This is a genomic window from Mucilaginibacter sp., from assembly GCF_028288205.1.
Taxonomy (GTDB): domain Bacteria; phylum Bacteroidota; class Bacteroidia; order Sphingobacteriales; family Sphingobacteriaceae; genus Mucilaginibacter.
Genome location: NZ_JAQBOD010000057.1, coordinates 77,247 through 94,094 on the forward strand (window position 1 = coordinate 77,247; position 16,848 = coordinate 94,094).

Genomic DNA, 16,848 nt, shown 5'->3' on the forward strand with positions numbered 1-16,848 from the left:
CCAAATGGAAGTAAATAGCATGAATAAAACCGTTGAATTAGTTAAACTATGGGGTGCATATGAAGAAAAATATCCCAATGCTACTATTGAAGATTTTTGCCGGCATCAGTTAGCCGCGGGTGTTAAAGCAGAAAAGTATAATGCCCCCAAAGGCGAATTGCGGCCGGATATTAACGGGCGCCTGATTATACTGCTAAGGAGGATAGGAAAGTTTCATATGGTTTACTCCAATAAAGCGCTGGAGGGTACAGGGTTAGATCAGATTGAAGAATTTGGTATATTGGTTACTATTTTTAACCAAAAGAACCCCATAAAGTCAGAAGCTATTTTTAATAATATTATGGAACTATCCAGCGGTACCAACATGCTTATCAGGATGAAAAAGAGAGGATTGGTAAGCGAATATGCCGACCAGGAAGATAAACGTGTAAAACGGCTTAAGCTTACTGCAAAGGGAGAGGAAACATTGGCAAAAGCAAAAGAACTGGTGCTTAAAGTTGCCCATATGATGGTTCATGATTTGACAGACGAGGATAAACAATTATGCTTACAGTTGCTTACCCCCGTTAATGAGCGGTTTTCAAACATGTTCCAAAAACAAAAGAATAAACCTTTCGAGGAAATTTACCGGGAAAATATGGTGTAATAGAAGAAGCTTATTTAAAACAAAATAGCGCGTGTATAGATCTCTCACTATGTTTGATGATAAATGCTGTTTGCTGAGTTAATTAAACTACCAATTCCATACCAACCGGCAAACTAAAGCACAGCTCTGTACCAAGCCCTAAATTGCTTTTTGCCCAAATTTTACCATTATGTTTCTCAATAAGGTCCTTGCAAAACAGAAGGCCCATACCGGTACCGCTCTCGTTTTCTGTGCCTTTAGAACTGCTAACCTGGCTTTTAAACAATGTATTTAAAAACTCGTCACTCATTCCAACCCCGTTGTCTTTTAAGCAGAACATAACTTCTGCATCCTGTACGTATGATGTTATTTCAATAATACCATTACGGTTTGAAAACTTAATGGCATTTGTTAAAAAATTATGAATTACTATCCTTACGGCATTTGGATCAGCTAATGCAATAGCGTCAGTTGCCATTTTAACGTGTATGCTAATATTTTTCTGCTTTAGCTTATCCTCCAGGTGTACAAGTTCACGGGTAATCAAATCATCAATATAAAAACTTTTAATAGTGTTTTCTGTACGGTCCACCTGGCTGTTTATCCAAAATAATAAGGTATCTAAAAAGTCAGAAGTATGCTCAAGTGTATTAAATACCCTTGGGGTCATTTCAATAAATTCCTCGGGGGTAATAGCATCGTCGGTCATTAAATTAAATAATCCTCTTAGGGTACTGATAGGTGCCCTTAAATCATGGGCCAGTACACCAATTAGCCTGTCTTTTAATAAATTAAGTTCATTTAGTTTGGCTGTCTGTATATTCAGGCTTTCCTGGTGCAATGTTGTTTCTCTATTCTTATCTGCTAAAAGGCTGTTAATTTTTTGTTGTTTACGCTTTGCATTATAGTATACTACCACCAGTGTAGCCATAACAACAATAATAATAGCATATACCATGTTCTCATTTTTTTGGCGGGCTATTTTTTGCGTGTAAATACTTTCTGTTTGATGGTGTTTATTAATGATGTCTTTTTGCTTTTTTGCAAAATCTATCTCCAAACTGTATAGCATTACTTTATGAATACTTTCATTGTGTTTCAAATCGCTTTTTAATGCAGCATACAATTGATGCTGATGATAAGCTTGTTTAAAATGTTTTAACCCCGCCAATGCTTCACTAACCTGCAAAGCAGCATCGGTCATAATGCTTAAACTTTTTAACCTGGTGGCTATAATTTGCCCCTTAACTGCATAGTTATAGGCGCGCTTATAATTTTTTTCTGCATTATACACCTGGGCCAATCCTACATAGGTATTGGCCTTGTTATACTTAATTTTGTTTTGTTGAGAGGTTTTTAAGGAAAGCTTTAAATAATGAATAGCAGAATTGGTATGGTGGGTGTAATAATTGTATAAGCCCAGGTCATAATAAACCAGGCTTATACCTTCACAGTCATTCAGTTTATGAAAAATTTTCGATGCCCTGTTAAGATAACCAATAGCAGATTTATAATCTTTTTGGGCAATTAATGTTTCGCCAATATTTTGGCAGGCAGCACTAATTCCTTGCTGGTCGTCTAACTGTTCCCAAAGGCGAATCGCGTGATTATAATAACTTAAAGCTTTTGGATAAAGCTCTAATTGTTGCATAATAATGCCGATATTGCTGTACTTGTCTGCAGCCGAAAGATTATCTTTAAGCTTGATATCAATAGTAAGTGATTTGAAATAATAATCCAACGCTTTAGAAAAATCTCCTTTATTATCATAAGTAATACCAAGTATATTGTAGCATTTAGACAGCCCGGCTGCGTTACCTGTTTTTTTACTTAAAACTAATGCTTTGTTATACAGGTTAATTGCATTATCATAGTTTCCTAAATAATTCTGTATTCTGCCCAAACCAATATAACACTTACTTATGCCGCGTATATTATTTATTTTTTGATATATGTTTAAGGCAAGGTTATAATTTTTAGCAGCTATTGCATAATTGCCATGGAAAGTATTAACTGCAGCTAATTGATTGGTTCCATCAGCAATACCCCTTAGGTAATTGATCTTTTTTGATAGTTTAATTTCCAGGCTACCATAATAATAAGTACTATCAGGGTAAGATTCAAAAAACTCATCGGCAAGTTTGTTTATACGGCTTATGCTAAGTGTATCGGGTACTTTTGAAGTATTTTTTAAAACAGGAAAGATCAATTTTTTCAAACTATCAGTTGCAGCGCTTTGCTGTCCGGCAAATAGCGGGATACTGATCAGATTGAAAAAAAATAATAAAGCGCAAAAAGGGTTTAATCTCGTACCAATCAATAGTTAATTATTAAAAATATAATTTATTAATTTAAAAAGATTGCATGTTACATGCAAAGCCCGCTTAAAGGTTGTTTAAACGGGCTTATTAAGTATTTTGTTTAGTAAGAGAAAGTTAAACGTGTTCTAACTCGCGGGCTATACTTAAATTATAAGTGTTTGTGAATTTATTTAATGCGATTTACAACGTTTTAAAACTTCGATAATTCTTATAGTTGTTTCTACCTTAACAAATTCTTCCAGCTCACCAAAGCGCCAATTATCTTATCCAGATCATCAGCAGCTACGCGTTCCTGCTGCATGCTATCGCGGTGGCGTATGGTTACAGTGTTGTCTTCTAATGTTTGATGGTCAACCGTTATACAAAAAGGTGTACCAATGGCATCCTGTCTGCGGTAGCGTTTGCCTATGGCATCTTTCTCTTCATATTGCAGGTTAAAGTCGAGCTTTAATTTATCCATTATCGCGCGCGCTTTCTCGGGTAGTCCGTCTTTTTTAATTAATGGGAATATAGCTGCTTTAACAGGGGCAAGGCATGGATGCAGGCGTAATACGGTACGGCTATCCTGCTTTTCATCGGTGCTCAGGTCTTCTTCTTCATAAGCGTTCATCATGGTTAGCAGGAACATCCTGTCTAAGCCTATAGAAGTTTCAATTACGTAAGGAATGTAGTTGCCATAAGGTTTATCGGTAGCCGGGTCTATCTCCGGGTCAAAATACTGCATTTTTTTGCCCGAGAATTGCTGGTGCTGGCTCAGATCAAAGTCGGTACGGCTATGTATACCTTCCACCTCTTTAAAGCCGAAAGGGAAATCAAACTCAATATCAACCGCGGCATTGGCATAATGTGCCAGCTTTACATGGTCATGATAGCGATATTTGGCAGCATCAGTACCCAAAGCCAGGTGCCATTGCAGGCGGGTTTCTTTCCATTTTTTGTACCACTCCATTTCGGTGCCGGGGCGTACAAAAAACTGCATCTCCATTTGTTCAAACTCGCGCATGCGGATGATGAACTGACGGGCAATAACCTCATTACGGAAAGCCTTGCCAATTTGCGCAATGCCAAACGGAATTTTCATCCTGCCAGATTTTTGCACGTTTAAATAGTTTACAAATATACCCTGCGCGGTTTCGGGGCGCAGGTAAACTACATCGGCATCATCGGCTACAGCGCCCATTTGGGTGCTAAACATCAGGTTAAACTGGCGCACATCTGTCCAGTTGCGGGTGCCGCTAACCGGGCAGGCTATTTCATGCTCAATTATTAATTCTTTAAGGCGGGGAAGGTCCTCATTTTTCAAAGCTTCGTCCATTGCAGTTTGCAATGCTTCGGCTTTATCTGTTTTGCCGTCTTTATCGTAACGGGCTATTTTATCTTCCAGTAACTGATCTGCACGGTAACGTTTTTTCGAATCCTTGTTATCAATCATCGGGTCGCTGAAGCCATCCACATGACCGCTTGCTTTCCAAATTTTAGGGTGCATAAATATGGCCGAATCAATACCAACAATATTTTCATTCATTTGCACCATGGCTTTCCACCAGTAAGTTTTAAGGTTGTTTTTTAGCTCGGCACCGTACTGGCCGTAATCATAAACGGCGCTTAAACCATCATAAATTTCGCTGCTGGGGAAAACAAAGCCATACTCTTTGGCGTGGGCTATAACATTTTTAAAAAGTTCGTCGGTATTCTTGCTCATAATAGCGCAAAGATATATTTTTTTGCATTAGCCCCTCTAAATCTCCTCAGGGAGGGCAGACTTTTTTATAAGCAATTTTAAAAATCCCTTAGTGTTTCACAAAATAATGAAACAGCTGAAACACTCTTTTAGGTTAACTTATTGATATATAATGATTTGAAAAAATGAGTGAAACACTTTGAAACACTACAAAAGCTTTAAGTAAAATGGTATAAATACCTTATAATTAGTATTTTATGCTGTTTTCCGGATTTTTGCAAATTCGGGGTGAAACACCTGATGTGAAACACTTTTTTTTAGCCCCCAAACTGTATGCGAGCGTTTGGTTGGGCCTATACCAATCTAATTGTGAATTTGGTGCCTATATTAACCGCACTGTCAATTTTTATGGAGCCGCCCAATGATTCTACCTGGTTACGGGTAATAAAAAGGCCAATGCCTTTGGCATCATTGTTTTCGTGAAAGGTTTTATACATGCCAAAAATACTATCGCCATGGCGTTGCAGGTCAATACCTAAACCGTTATCCTGGAAGGTTAAATAAACATGGTCACCATCTTTATAAGTACGGCAATTAATAACCGGTCGCTTTACAGGGTCGCGATATTTTAAGGAGTTTGTTAATAAATTCTGGAAAATGCTTTCAAGGTATGCAGGTATGTAATCTATTATAGGGCATTCGCTAAAATCATATTCTATCTGTGCATTACAAGAGTGAATATTAGTGTCTAATACTTCAACTATATTTTTAAATACCGGTTCCAGTTCTACGGTCTTTTTTTCTTTAATTGTTTCTACCTGTATTTTAACTATCTCATCCAAATGCTCAACTGTTTCGCTTAAGCTTTCGCTTATTGCGCGGATATGAGAAAAAATTTCTGCCTGCTCACTTTCTTTAACTTCGCCATGCAGGTTCACCATAGATTTTAAATTGCCCGAATAGGATCGTAAGTTATGTGATACGATATAAGCGAAATTTTGCAGCCGTTTATTTTGATCTTCTAATAGTCTTAACGAATTTCTTAATACAATTTCCTGCTTTTTATGGCCGATAATTTTTTGAAATATACCTCGTATTTCGGTGCATTCGCCATGGGTATTTATTATAGGTATGCCTTTGCATCTTAACCAGCCTGCATTATTTTTAGCTGATCTGAATAGCAGCTCCATATCAAATGACCGGCAATAACGAATAGTATTATCAATGGCTTCAACTAAGTTAGCGCGGTAAGAGGGTTCAAAAAAACTAATAAACTCATCAATGGTAAGTGGCGGTTTGTTATGCAACTCATAAATATCATAGGTTTCTTTTAGCAGGGTAGGGCTGCGGGTATAAGCATCGATCATCCAACCGCCAACTTTGGCTATTTTAGCTGTTTCGATAAAAAAAAGCTCGTTTTGCTGGGCTTTAATAGCCGCTATTTTATACTGATGTATATTAGTTATCAGGCCATAGCGTAAATATGCCGGCCCGTTATCATACTTTTTAATGTTGATATCAAACCATTGGTAGCCTGCGTTTTTTGTTAATAGCCTGATATGTAATGGAGCAGTTTCTGGTTTTAACAAAACTTTCCTGTCGTCGTGATAAACTAAGTGTTCTAAAAAGAAATCGTATGAACATTCAATTTCGCCTGTTTCATAACCTAAAATAGTGTAAAATCCGGCAGACCATTTAACTTCTTTGGTAGTAACATTATATTCCCAAATACCGGTACTTATGTTATTTATAATTTGAGTAAAATGGTATATATTATCGTGTTGAATTTTGTTATTTTCAGAAATAGGGGTATCAATGCCAAATTCCATAATCGTTTTCATAATCTACCGGCATTAATAAAAAGAGCAATTACTTATTGCTTCAATTTATAATAATGCTTTACTAATTAATATCAGTTAATATTTTTTCGGGTCTCAAATATAATAATGATAAATTATAAATAGCTACTACACTGCTAATTATATTAAAAAAAATCTATTATATAATAATAGATAAATAAATTATATAATAATTAACAATTCATAGTATAAACAATAGTTTATACTGCCAACTATTATTTTACTTTAATAAATAAAGCTATAGTTTATTTATTAAAGTAAAAATCGTTGTGAAAATAGCACTGATAAAATTTATTAAATTAAACGAACTTTGCCGTAATAATTGTGTTGTTTAATAAATTATATCCTATGCAGAAAACTATATATTTTTTTACATTGATGCTATTATCCGGTATTATGGCTCGTGCACAGTCAGCAGCTGATAGTACTATTAAAAGCTCGCCGGCACGTACGTTAACTTACCAGCATTATCAGGCTTATTTAAAAGGCGAAGCCGACGACGAAATGGCCCGCGTAGCCGAAATGAACCATTACCCTATGCCCGATAAGGTACTTAAATGGAAAAAAGAACTGGACCTTAGCCCTATACAAATACAAAAGATTACCGAAATTAAAAATTATATGCATCGACGCAGATTACAAACAGGCGGATCTATTATTGCTAATGAAAGGACGTTAGACAGCCTTTTCAGGCATAATAAAATTGATGATGGCACTGTGATATTTTATGGTAACCGGTCTGGCGCATATTTGGGCGAATTAAGGAATGCCATGTTACTGGCTTGCTTATCAACCCAAAAACTATTATCGCCACAGCAAAATACCAGGTATGAAGCATTGCAAAAACCTAATTGATAATATGCCGTTTGATTTATTTAATTTAGCGCCCTCATTATTCTGAATATGAAGATTACGTTTGATTTTGAAAAACCATTGGCAGATTTGCTTCAGCAGATTGAAAAAGTGAAGCAGGTTGAAGACAAAAATAAGTTAGATATGTCTGCAACATTGGCTGAACTGGAGAGTAAGCTGGAAACAACCAAGAAAGAAATATACAGTAACCTAAACGGCTGGCAAAAAGTACAGATATCCCGCCATCCCGAAAGGCCATATACTTTACAGTACCTGGAGCTAATGTGTGATGATTTTATAGAGCTGCACGGCGACCGTACTGTAGGCGATGATAAAGCAATAATAGGCGGTTTTGGCACCTTAAATGGCGAAACCGTTATGTTTATAGGACATCAAAAGGGCCGCAATACTAAGGAGCGCCAATACCGTAATTTTGGTATGGCTAATCCCGAAGGTTACCGCAAGGCGTTAAGGCTGATGAAGATGGCCGAAAAGTTTAACAAGCCGGTAATTACTTTAATTGATACGCCGGGAGCATTTCCGGGTCTTGAAGCAGAAGAGCGCGGACAAGGTGAGGCAATTGCACGTAACCTGCTGGAAATGTCTGTTTTAAAAGTACCTGTTATTTGTGTGGTAATTGGCGAGGGTGCATCCGGCGGTGCATTGGGTATTGGTATTGGCGATAGGGTATTAATGCTTGATAACTCATGGTACTCGGTTATATCTCCCGAAAATTGCTCGACTATTTTATTTAAAACCTGGGAGCAAAAGGAAAGAGCGGCAGAAATGTTGAAGCTGACATCAACCGAAATGCTGAAGAATAAGCTGATAGACGGTGTTATTAAAGAACCGCTTGGCGGTGCCCACCAGGATCCCGTAGTCATGGCTGCAACCTTAAAGAAACAACTGCTAAAGGACCTTAAAGTATTAAAAGAACGCAATATTGACGAGTTGGTTACCGAGCGTATCAACAAGTTTTGCTCAATGGGCGTGGTGGTGGAGGAATAGTTTGAACTTAATTTTTAGGATTACAGGATTTCATGATTACCGGTCTTATTGTTATTAATAATCAAGGCAATTATCAAATCCTGTAAATCATGGTTCAGATAGCTTACTTCCCTAAACCTATCCCAAATTGTTTTGCATAATTGGTAAGCTGTGTATTGTATTTGGCGCTTAACCCGGTATGGTTATAATCCTTAGTCAAAGTTGCCAATCCGTTTAAAAACGACATTCCAAACCGTATCTCGTTATTATTAACATCAGCTTTGCCATCCTTAAACAAAGTATAATTATAGTCGAGCGAGTTGGTTATATAATCATCAATCTGCCCAACTATTTTATCAGCCATAGCAGTTTCGCCGGCACGATAAGCAATTTCTGATAAGTAATACTTCCTTACGGCGGCTTCCTGCACTGGTATTATGGCAGGCATTACGTCATTATATTTATGCAATACGTTTTTAACCAGGTCTACACGGCCCTCTTTTAACAGGTTTTCTGCCAATGATAAATACAAATGGCTTATTAAAGGGTAAAACATGGTTAATGATTCATGATCCAAGTAGGTGGCGGTTTTCATGTTGCCCCATTTAAACTTATTCATCATGTTGTTGTACATGGTTAATGTATTAGCAGTTTCAAGCGGCGCGGCGGCTGTATCTGCTTTTAATGGCAATAACCTGTAGGCAAAGCCCTCATTATACATATACTTATCTAAACCCATCATGTTTTCGGTAGGTACGGTCACTGTAAAGTAGACCGGTCTTTTCCAGTTGTTATGCGATAGTACGTCCATTAACGCCAAATTGTCTTTTGTAACATAGTTGCCGGGATATTTAAACTCCATAACAGGCGCTATCTGGTCCTTTTTAGCGGCAGGCAGGGTGCCGGTTTTTATAACATCATCAGCATTAACGGTAAGCTTAAAATTTTTGGTAGGCAGATAATTAGCCTGTTCGCCATTTTCATATTGGGCCATGGCATTTTTATTATCTGACAGCATAAAATCAAATACGTCTTTAACTTCTATTGATCCCGGTATTTTGGCATCATTATAATAAATAACATCGCGCACACCGGCTTTAAATTTATCGTTAGGCATGGTAAGCGGCAACGGCGCCGATTCATTCATTTTTGTTTTCATCTGGCGGATGTACCAATCCATACCCAGTAAGCTTAAATTTACAATACGCACGTCAGGGCGCACATTCTCTACTTCCTGTATGTACCACAACGGATAAGTATCGTTATCGCCAAAAGTGAATAGTATAGCGTTAGGCGCGCAAGAGTTTAAATAGTTATAGGCCATATCATGCGGCGTAAGCTTGGTAGACCGGTTATGATCATCCCACTCCTGGTTAGCCATCAGTATGGGCCCTACACTCAGGCAAACCACGGTTGATAATATAGCCGCATTTAATGCTTTTTCTTTTTTACTTAACAGGTCGGCAATAAATAATACTGATAGGCCTATCCAAATAGCAAAGGCATAAAAGGAACCCGCATAAGCGTAATCACGTTCGCGTGGTTGCAATGGATCCTGATTAAGGTATAGTAATATGGCTATACCCGTAAAAAAGAAAAGCACACCAACCACACCGGCATCTTTTTGATTGCGGCGAAAATGGAAGAAAACGCCCATCAACCCTAAAATAAGCGGTAAAAAAAATAACCGGTTATAACTTTTACTTTGCGTTACGGCATAAGGCAGTTTTTTACTAAAGTTCCAGCCGCTTATCCAGCTGCCATCAATTGTATTGGTTTGACCATCCATTTCGTTGGCACGGCCGGCAAAGTTCCATAGAAAATAACGGGTGTACATTTGATTAACCTGCCACGTTAAAAAGAAGGAAAGGTTATCGGCAAACGTAGCGCTTTGACCATCTGTTATATGCTCCCAGCTCTTGTAAAATTCTACATGCCCTGGTTTTTCGCTGAACATCCGCGGGAAAATGGTGTTTTTATCATAGATGGTATTCAGTTTTTTGCCGGCAATTTCATACTTGTCTTTTCCGCGGCGGTACATATTCGCACCCTGGGTTTGCTCGATAGGTTTTGAGTCGAAGTACTGGCCGTATAATAGCGGCGTATCGCCGTATTGGTCACGGTTAAGATAGCTGTTTAATGCAAAAGCATCCTGCGGGTCGCTGTTATTTAAATTGGTGCCTGCTTTGGCCCGTATCACTATCATCACAAACGAGCTATACCCAAACAATATAAACGCGGTACACACTAAAAAGCTGTTTAAAGCAAAGCGCCTTTCGCGTATTTTAACAACATACTCCATTAAGGCTATAATTGCCAAAGCTATTACCAGGCCAATTATGCCCGCGCTTACAGCCAATGCCAAAACAAAGCCAACCGCGGTAATAATAATAGCTGTTTTTGATGGTTTAACGGTATAAACTATACCTGCAATAATGGTGGCAACTACTAATAAAAAGAACACAATGGCCCCGCTGCCAAAACCAAATCCTAAAGTGTTAACAAAAAATAAATCAGAAAATGCGGCGCCTTTTACGGTGTATTGAATAATACCCCATAATACCGCGGCCACTACTACAACACCTAATAAAAACGCTTTAATGGTACCCCAGGTAGTAGCGTTTTTTGATTTGCGAAAATATATAACCAACGCTATAGCTGGTATTACCAGCAGGTTTAATAAATGTATACCTATTGATAGGCCCATTACGTAAGCGATAAATATTATCCATTTATCGGCATGGGGCTCGTCGGCATGAGCGTCCCATTTTAATATGGCCCAGAAAACAATGGCTGTACATAGTGACGACTGCGCGTAAACTTCTGATTCAACAGCCGAGAACCAAAACGTATCAGAGAACGCATAAGCCAGCGCGCCAACCATACCTGCACCCATAATAAGTACAATATTGGTAAGATGCAGGTCTTCTTCTTTTTTAATTAATATCTTTTTTGCCAGGGCGGTTATGGTCCAAAACAAGAACAGGATTGTTGCCCCGCTGGCTAATGCCGATGCAATATTAGTCCAATAAGCTACTTTGGTAACATCACCTAAGGATAACAACGAAAAAACCTTGCCTATCATGGTAAACAATGGCGCGCCCGGCTGGTGGGCCACCTGCAGGCGGTATATACAGGCAATAAACTCGCCGCAATCCCAAAAACTGGCCGATGGCTCTAAGGTTAAAATATAAGTTAATGAGGCAATTATAAATGCTACCCAGCCAAAAAGGTTGTTGATCTTATTATATTTCATTTTTAGAATTTGCAAAGGTTGATGTGTTTACAGCTTCGAAAATAGTAAAACTAACCCGATGTTTTAAAAGTACTATAAAGCATTTAGCATAATTTAACAGTATTTATAGCTAAATAAATACTTTAATACTTTTTTAGATTTAGATTTTGAAGTTGAAAATTTCGTCTTATATTTGCGTTCCTTTTCAGGACGTATGTTTTGAAGGTGGAGATTGCCTGATAGTATAATGGTAGTACGACGGTTTTTGGTACCGTTTGTCTAGGTTCGAATCCTGGTCGGGCAACAAATCAACTATTTCGGATTTCGAATTTTCAATTTCGGATTTACTCCGTGGAGATTCAAGATCCGAAATTGTTTTTTATAGCTAACAGCTTCAAAAATGCCTTTACAGTTCAATACGGTTAAGTTATTTGCAGGTTCCGGTTCGATAGAACTGGCACATAAAATTGCTGATGCTTACGGCCAGGAGCTGGGCGATTCGGCACTTTCGCGTTTCAGCGATGGCGAGTTTCAACCGCATTTTAATGAGTCTGTACGTGGTTGTGATGTGTTTTTGATCCAGTCTACCCATCAGCCAACTGATAATTTAATGGAGTTGCTGATGATGGTTGATGCCGCCCGCCGCGCATCTGCACATTATGTAAATGCTGTTATACCTTATTTTGGCCTGGCAAGGCAGGACAGGAAAGATAAGCCGCGTGTTGCCATTGGCTCAAAACTGGTAGCTAATTTATTGGTAGCCGCAGGTATTAATCGCATCATGACCATGGATCTGCATGCTGCCCAGATACAAGGATTTTTTGATGTCCCGGTAGATCACCTGGACGGATCTATAATTTTTGTGCCTTATATAAAAGGCTTGGGTTTAGACAACTTAACTATTGCTTCGCCGGATATGGGCGGATCATACAGGGCACGTGGTTTTGCCAAGTTCTTTAATGCCGAAGTGGTAATTTGCGATAAACAACGTAAACGTGCTAACGAAATAGAATCAATGACGTTGATAGGTGATGTTACAGACCAGGATATTGTGCTTATTGATGACATATGTGATACTGCCCGTACATTGGCAAAAGCAGCAGAGCTGATTATGGAGCGTGGCGCACGTAGCGTACGTGCGGTTTGTACACACCCTGTATTATCAGGCGATGCGTATGAAACCATTGAAAATTCTGCTTTAGCCGAATTGATAGTAACCGATACCATACCTTTGAAGCGTACAAGCAGCAAAATAACGGTACTATCAACTGCTGATTTGTTTGCAAAGGCTATCATGAATGTAAACGAACACGGATCTATCAGCCAGTTATTTAAGGTTGATTAAGTAAAATGAATAAAAATATCCCCACGCGATGTGAGGCTTTAAATAAACAAATAAATAAAAACAATGAAATCAATTGCTATTAGCGGTTCTCCAAGAGAGAACGTAGGGAAAAGAGACGCTAAAGAGCTGCGTTACCAAAGTTTGGTACCTGCAGTGCTTTACGGTGGGCCAACCCAAACCCACTTTTCAGTGTCCGCAGCTGATTTGAGACCCGTAGTTTATACTCCGGTGGTTCATTTCATCGACCTTGACATTGCTGGTGTTAAATCACAGGCCATTATTAAAGATCTTCAGTTTCATCCATTAACTGAGCAGATCATACACGTAGATTTTTTATTGCTGGATCAAAAGAAACCTATCACTATCGAGATCCCTGTGCGTTTAACAGGTACTTCTCCGGGTGTTAAAGTAGGTGGTAAATTGGTGCAAAAATTACGTAAACTACGCATCAAAGCATTACCTAAAGATCATTTAGACTTTATTGATGTTAGCATCGAAACTTTAGAAGTTGGTAAATCTGTAAAGGTTTCTGATTTAACAGTTGGTAACTATACTATCACTAATGCTAAAGAAGATACCATTGTATCGGTAACTACTTCACGTGCATTACGCCAGGCTGAACAAGAAGCAGCATCGGGTAAAAAATAAGCCCCCTAACCCCCTGAAGGGGGAACATGGAAAATTAAGAGCGACAGGTTTTATACCTGTCGCTCTTTTTGTTTTAAAGTAATATATTCGCAACTAAACAAGCTCCCCATTTAGGGCGCCGGAATATATATGGGCATAAGACCCTATTTTAGTAAGTATTTAAAAAAAGCAACTCCGGCAAAAAGGCCGCCGGTGCAAAGTGGTATGAAATATCTGATTGTTGGTTTAGGTAACATTGGTCCGGAGTATGCCGATACACGACATAACATAGGGTTTATGGTGTTGGATGAATTGGCTAAACAGGAGGGAGCAAAATTTAATAACATGCGCCTGGCTTATTATACCGAAGTATCTCACAAAGGCCGAACGCTACATTTAATAAAGCCTACAACCTATATGAATTTAAGTGGTAAAGCATTGAACCACTGGATGAAGGAGCTAAAGATACCTATTGGAAATGTGCTGGTAGTTGTAGATGATATTGCTTTGCCTTTGGGCACTATTCGTTTAAAACCAAAAGGCAGCGCCGCCGGGCACAACGGTTTAAAACATATTGAAGCTACCCTTGGCAACAATGATTACGCCCGCCTGCGTTTTGGCGTAAGTGATAACTATCCCAAAGGGCACCAGGTTGACTATGTGCTAAGCGGTTTTGATGATGACGAAAAGCCTGAGCTGCCCGCGTTGATAGATCGCTCGATTGAAATGATAAAGAGCTTTGCGGCAATTGGTACGGAGTTGACTATGACGAAGTTTAATAAGTAATTTATAAAACTAATTATTTAGTTAAATAATGTTAAAAGTTTTTATAAGTGTAACGGTATAAATATTTTCACGTCTTATTGCCTATACGCTTATGAAAAAACTCTTACTTATCATCTTCTCAATTTGCTTCTCAGTATTAGCTTTTGGACAAAATCAGAAAAGTTTAACAGTAAAAGGCTTGGTTATCGACTCCGTTTCTAAACAACCAATTGGCTACGCTACTATAGGCTTACAAAACACAAAAACACAAGTAGCTGTTAAAAGCGCATTAACTAAAGACGATGGTGTTTTTGAAATAACTGTGCCAGCCGGCAAATATCAATTAGCGTTAGCAAATATGGGCTATAAGGCCAAAACTATACCTGTTACTGATACCATTTCTACCATAGATGTTGGCAAAATTGTAATGTCTGCTTCAAGCAAACAGCTAAACGATGTTACCATAACCGGTATGAAACCGTTAATGAAGCAAGAAGTAGATAAATTAACCTACGACGTGCAAGCCGACCCGGAAAGTAAAGTTGTTACGGCATTGGATATGATACGTAAGGTACCCTTACTATCAGTTGATGCTACGGATAATATTAAGCTGCGCGGAAGCGGCAATTATAAAATATTAATAAACGGCAGGGAGTCGGCAATGATGGCTAAAAACCCATCAGACATATTAAAATCAATGCCTGGAACTAATATTATAAAAATAGAAGTTATTACCACCCCGCCCGCTAAATATGATGCGGAGGGCCTTGCAGGGATAATCAATATTATCACCACAAAAAAAGCCGACCAGGGCTATAACGGCTCCATAGGTGTAAATTATAATACGGTATGGGGTTCAAGGTTAAATGTTAATCTTACCGTAAAGCAGGGAAAATTAGGCTATACCGGGTATGTAGGTACCGGCAAACGCCCAAAAAACAGTTCTCGGTTTGGTAACCAAAGTGATTTTTATAGCCCGGTATCGTCACTGGTGCAAAACGGCCTGCAGTTTCGTAGCGGCACAAATACCTATACCAGTAATGAGTTAAGCTATGAAATTGATTCACTGAACTTAATTAGCGGCATGTTTAATCATTACAATGGCACTAATACAAATGGGAATGACCAGGTTACCACACAATTTAATGCAGCCAATATGGTAAATCAGTCTTACCATTTATTGAATAGTGGTACGGGAAATTATACAGGAACAGACATGGGTATAAATTACCAGCTTGGATTTAAACATAACAAGGATCGGCTTTTAACTATATCATATAAATACAGTAACTCCGGCAACAAGCAATTTAATGATGTTTTGGCTGATAACCGTTTAAATTATAGCATACCTAATTACCGACAATATGATAACTCGGGCTCAAAAGAATACACTACCCAGCTGGATTACGTTCAGCCTTTTAAAGTGTTGACTATAGAGGCGGGAGGTAAAATGATATTGAGAAACAACTATAGCAACTCGCATAATGATACATTGGCTACAAGTAATCAATATATAACAGCTGTTAACCAAAATAATGATTTTACCTATCATCAAAATGTATATAGCTTGTACAACTCTTACCAGTTAAAATTTACTAAGTATACCTTTAAAGGCGGTTTACGTTTTGAGCGTACAAACATTGAAGCCAACAGTAGCACTGCTAACCAAAGCTATAATAACCTGGTGCCTTCTTTCTCGGCACAACGCAAGTTAAACACAACCAGCAGCCTTACTTTTGGTTTTACCGAGCGTATTCAGCGCCCGGGTATTTATCAGTTAAACCCATTCCAGGATAAGCAGAACACCAAATTTATTAATATAGGTAACCCTAATTTGCGCCCGGCTGTTAATAATAATTTTGAATTAGGCTACAGTAATTTTGCCAAGGGTTCTATCAATATCAGCACAAACTATACGTTTGCCAATAATACTATTCAAAATGTATCAAGCGTAAGCAATGGCATAACTACTACAACATTTGCCAATGTTGGTAAGAACCAGGGTTTAGGTATTGATGTTAACATACAGTACCCGGTAACCAAAAAAATGAATGTGAATATCAATTCAGAATTGTTGCAGGTATGGCTAAAGGGTACCTATAACGGAACTTTTTTTACTAACAGCGGCCAACAGGGCCACATTTTTACCTATACCGATTATAAATTTGATAACGGTGTACGTGTAGGAGTAAATATTGGATTTGACAGCCGTTATGTATTGCTGCAGGGTAGGGATAATTATTATTTCAATAATGCTTATAGCGCATCGAAAGAATTATTTAACAAAAAAGCCACACTTTCCTTGTTTGTAGCCAACCCGTTAAGCAAGTTTAATAAGATTGATTTCTTTACTAAAACCCCCGATTTTCAGAGCTATAATTATAACATGAATTTTTACCGCACCTTTGGTCTTAATTTCATGTATAAGTTTGGTAAGCTAAATGGCTCTATCAAGAAAAACCAGCGTGGCATTAATAATGATGATACCAGCAGCGGCAGTAGGAACTAATTTTTGCAATTTCAACAGTATTTTCTGCTTATAGTATCAAAT

11 protein-coding genes and 1 tRNA gene are annotated in these 16,848 nt (G+C 38.2%); 8 read left to right on the forward strand and 4 right to left on the reverse strand.

The annotated features are described in order from the left end of the window. Positions 1 to 4 precede the first annotated feature (4 nt). The gene (locus tag JWR23_RS14310) at positions 5 to 646 is read left to right on the forward strand and encodes a MarR family winged helix-turn-helix transcriptional regulator (protein WP_299516851.1); all 642 of its coding nucleotides are present in this window, start codon (positions 5 to 7) and stop codon (positions 644 to 646) included. An 82-nt stretch (positions 647 to 728) separates the two neighbouring features. Here JWR23_RS14310 and JWR23_RS14315 read toward each other — a convergent pair whose 3' ends face one another. The 3 genes from JWR23_RS14315 to JWR23_RS14325 form a co-directional block, all read right to left on the reverse strand. Next, positions 729 to 2,945, reverse strand: a complete 2,217-nt coding sequence (locus JWR23_RS14315; RefSeq protein ID WP_299516852.1) for a tetratricopeptide repeat-containing sensor histidine kinase — start codon at positions 2,943 to 2,945, stop codon at positions 729 to 731. A 221-nt stretch (positions 2,946 to 3,166) separates the two neighbouring features. Further along, positions 3,167 to 4,648 carry a glycine--tRNA ligase gene (locus tag JWR23_RS14320; protein WP_299516853.1) on the reverse strand — a complete coding sequence of 494 codons (1,482 nt, stop codon included), beginning with the start codon at positions 4,646 to 4,648 and terminating at the stop codon, positions 3,167 to 3,169. Between the two features lie 332 nt (positions 4,649 to 4,980). Continuing rightward, complete coding sequence (locus JWR23_RS14325) at positions 4,981 to 6,468, reverse strand: PAS domain-containing sensor histidine kinase (RefSeq protein ID WP_299516854.1); 1,488 nt, start codon at positions 6,466 to 6,468, stop codon at positions 4,981 to 4,983. Between the two features lie 366 nt (positions 6,469 to 6,834). Here JWR23_RS14325 and JWR23_RS14330 point away from each other — a divergent pair, with 366 nt between their 5' ends. Together JWR23_RS14330 and JWR23_RS14335 are read left to right on the forward strand one after the other, a co-directional pair. Next, positions 6,835 to 7,341 carry a hypothetical protein gene (locus JWR23_RS14330; RefSeq protein ID WP_299516855.1) on the forward strand — a complete coding sequence of 169 codons (507 nt, stop codon included), beginning with the start codon at positions 6,835 to 6,837 and terminating at the stop codon, positions 7,339 to 7,341. A 48-nt stretch (positions 7,342 to 7,389) separates the two neighbouring features. Then, positions 7,390 to 8,346, forward strand: a complete 957-nt coding sequence (locus JWR23_RS14335; protein WP_299516856.1) for an acetyl-CoA carboxylase carboxyltransferase subunit alpha — start codon at positions 7,390 to 7,392, stop codon at positions 8,344 to 8,346. Between the two features lie 103 nt (positions 8,347 to 8,449). On the opposite strand, the gene JWR23_RS14340 is transcribed toward JWR23_RS14335, so the two are convergent. After that, positions 8,450 to 11,581, reverse strand: a complete 3,132-nt coding sequence (locus tag JWR23_RS14340; protein ID WP_299516857.1) for a DUF2723 domain-containing protein — start codon at positions 11,579 to 11,581, stop codon at positions 8,450 to 8,452. A gap of 212 nt (positions 11,582 to 11,793) precedes the next feature. Between JWR23_RS14340 and JWR23_RS14345 the strand changes: the two genes are divergently transcribed. From JWR23_RS14345 to JWR23_RS14365, 5 genes are all read left to right on the forward strand, one after another. Continuing rightward, a tRNA-Gln gene (locus JWR23_RS14345) sits at positions 11,794 to 11,864 on the forward strand. 96 nt (positions 11,865 to 11,960) lie between these two features. Further along, a complete protein-coding gene (locus JWR23_RS14350; RefSeq protein ID WP_299516858.1) occupies positions 11,961 to 12,905 on the forward strand; it encodes a ribose-phosphate pyrophosphokinase in 945 nt (314 codons plus the stop codon). Between the two features lie 63 nt (positions 12,906 to 12,968). Further along, the gene (locus JWR23_RS14355) at positions 12,969 to 13,553 is read left to right on the forward strand and encodes a 50S ribosomal protein L25/general stress protein Ctc (RefSeq protein WP_299516859.1); all 585 of its coding nucleotides are present in this window, start codon (positions 12,969 to 12,971) and stop codon (positions 13,551 to 13,553) included. Positions 13,554 to 13,757: 204 nt separating this feature from the next. Further along, positions 13,758 to 14,318, forward strand: a complete 561-nt coding sequence (pth, locus tag JWR23_RS14360) for an aminoacyl-tRNA hydrolase (protein ID WP_299516877.1) — start codon at positions 13,758 to 13,760, stop codon at positions 14,316 to 14,318. 91 nt (positions 14,319 to 14,409) lie between these two features. Continuing rightward, the gene (locus JWR23_RS14365) at positions 14,410 to 16,806 is read left to right on the forward strand and encodes a TonB-dependent receptor (RefSeq protein ID WP_299516860.1); all 2,397 of its coding nucleotides are present in this window, start codon (positions 14,410 to 14,412) and stop codon (positions 16,804 to 16,806) included. The last annotated feature ends 42 nt before the right edge of the window (positions 16,807 to 16,848 follow it).

Bases quoted from the DNA above. Each gene is read 5' to 3' on its own strand.
- JWR23_RS14310 (WP_299516851.1), top strand. From the start codon at position 5: ATGGAAGTAAATAGCATGAATAAAACCGTTGAATTAGTTAAACTATGG.
- JWR23_RS14320 (WP_299516853.1), bottom strand. From the start codon at position 4,648: ATGAGCAAGAATACCGACGAACTTTTTAAAAATGTTATAGCCCACGCC.
- JWR23_RS14325 (WP_299516854.1), bottom strand. From the start codon at position 6,468: ATGAAAACGATTATGGAATTTGGCATTGATACCCCTATTTCTGAAAAT.
- JWR23_RS14330 (WP_299516855.1), top strand. From the start codon at position 6,835: ATGCAGAAAACTATATATTTTTTTACATTGATGCTATTATCCGGTATT.
- JWR23_RS14335 (WP_299516856.1), top strand. From the start codon at position 7,390: ATGAAGATTACGTTTGATTTTGAAAAACCATTGGCAGATTTGCTTCAG.
- JWR23_RS14340 (WP_299516857.1), bottom strand. From the start codon at position 11,581: ATGAAATATAATAAGATCAACAACCTTTTTGGCTGGGTAGCATTTATA.
- JWR23_RS14350 (WP_299516858.1), top strand. From the start codon at position 11,961: ATGCCTTTACAGTTCAATACGGTTAAGTTATTTGCAGGTTCCGGTTCG.
- JWR23_RS14355 (WP_299516859.1), top strand. From the start codon at position 12,969: ATGAAATCAATTGCTATTAGCGGTTCTCCAAGAGAGAACGTAGGGAAA.
- pth (WP_299516877.1), top strand. From the start codon at position 13,758: ATGAAATATCTGATTGTTGGTTTAGGTAACATTGGTCCGGAGTATGCC.
- JWR23_RS14365 (WP_299516860.1), top strand. From the start codon at position 14,410: ATGAAAAAACTCTTACTTATCATCTTCTCAATTTGCTTCTCAGTATTA.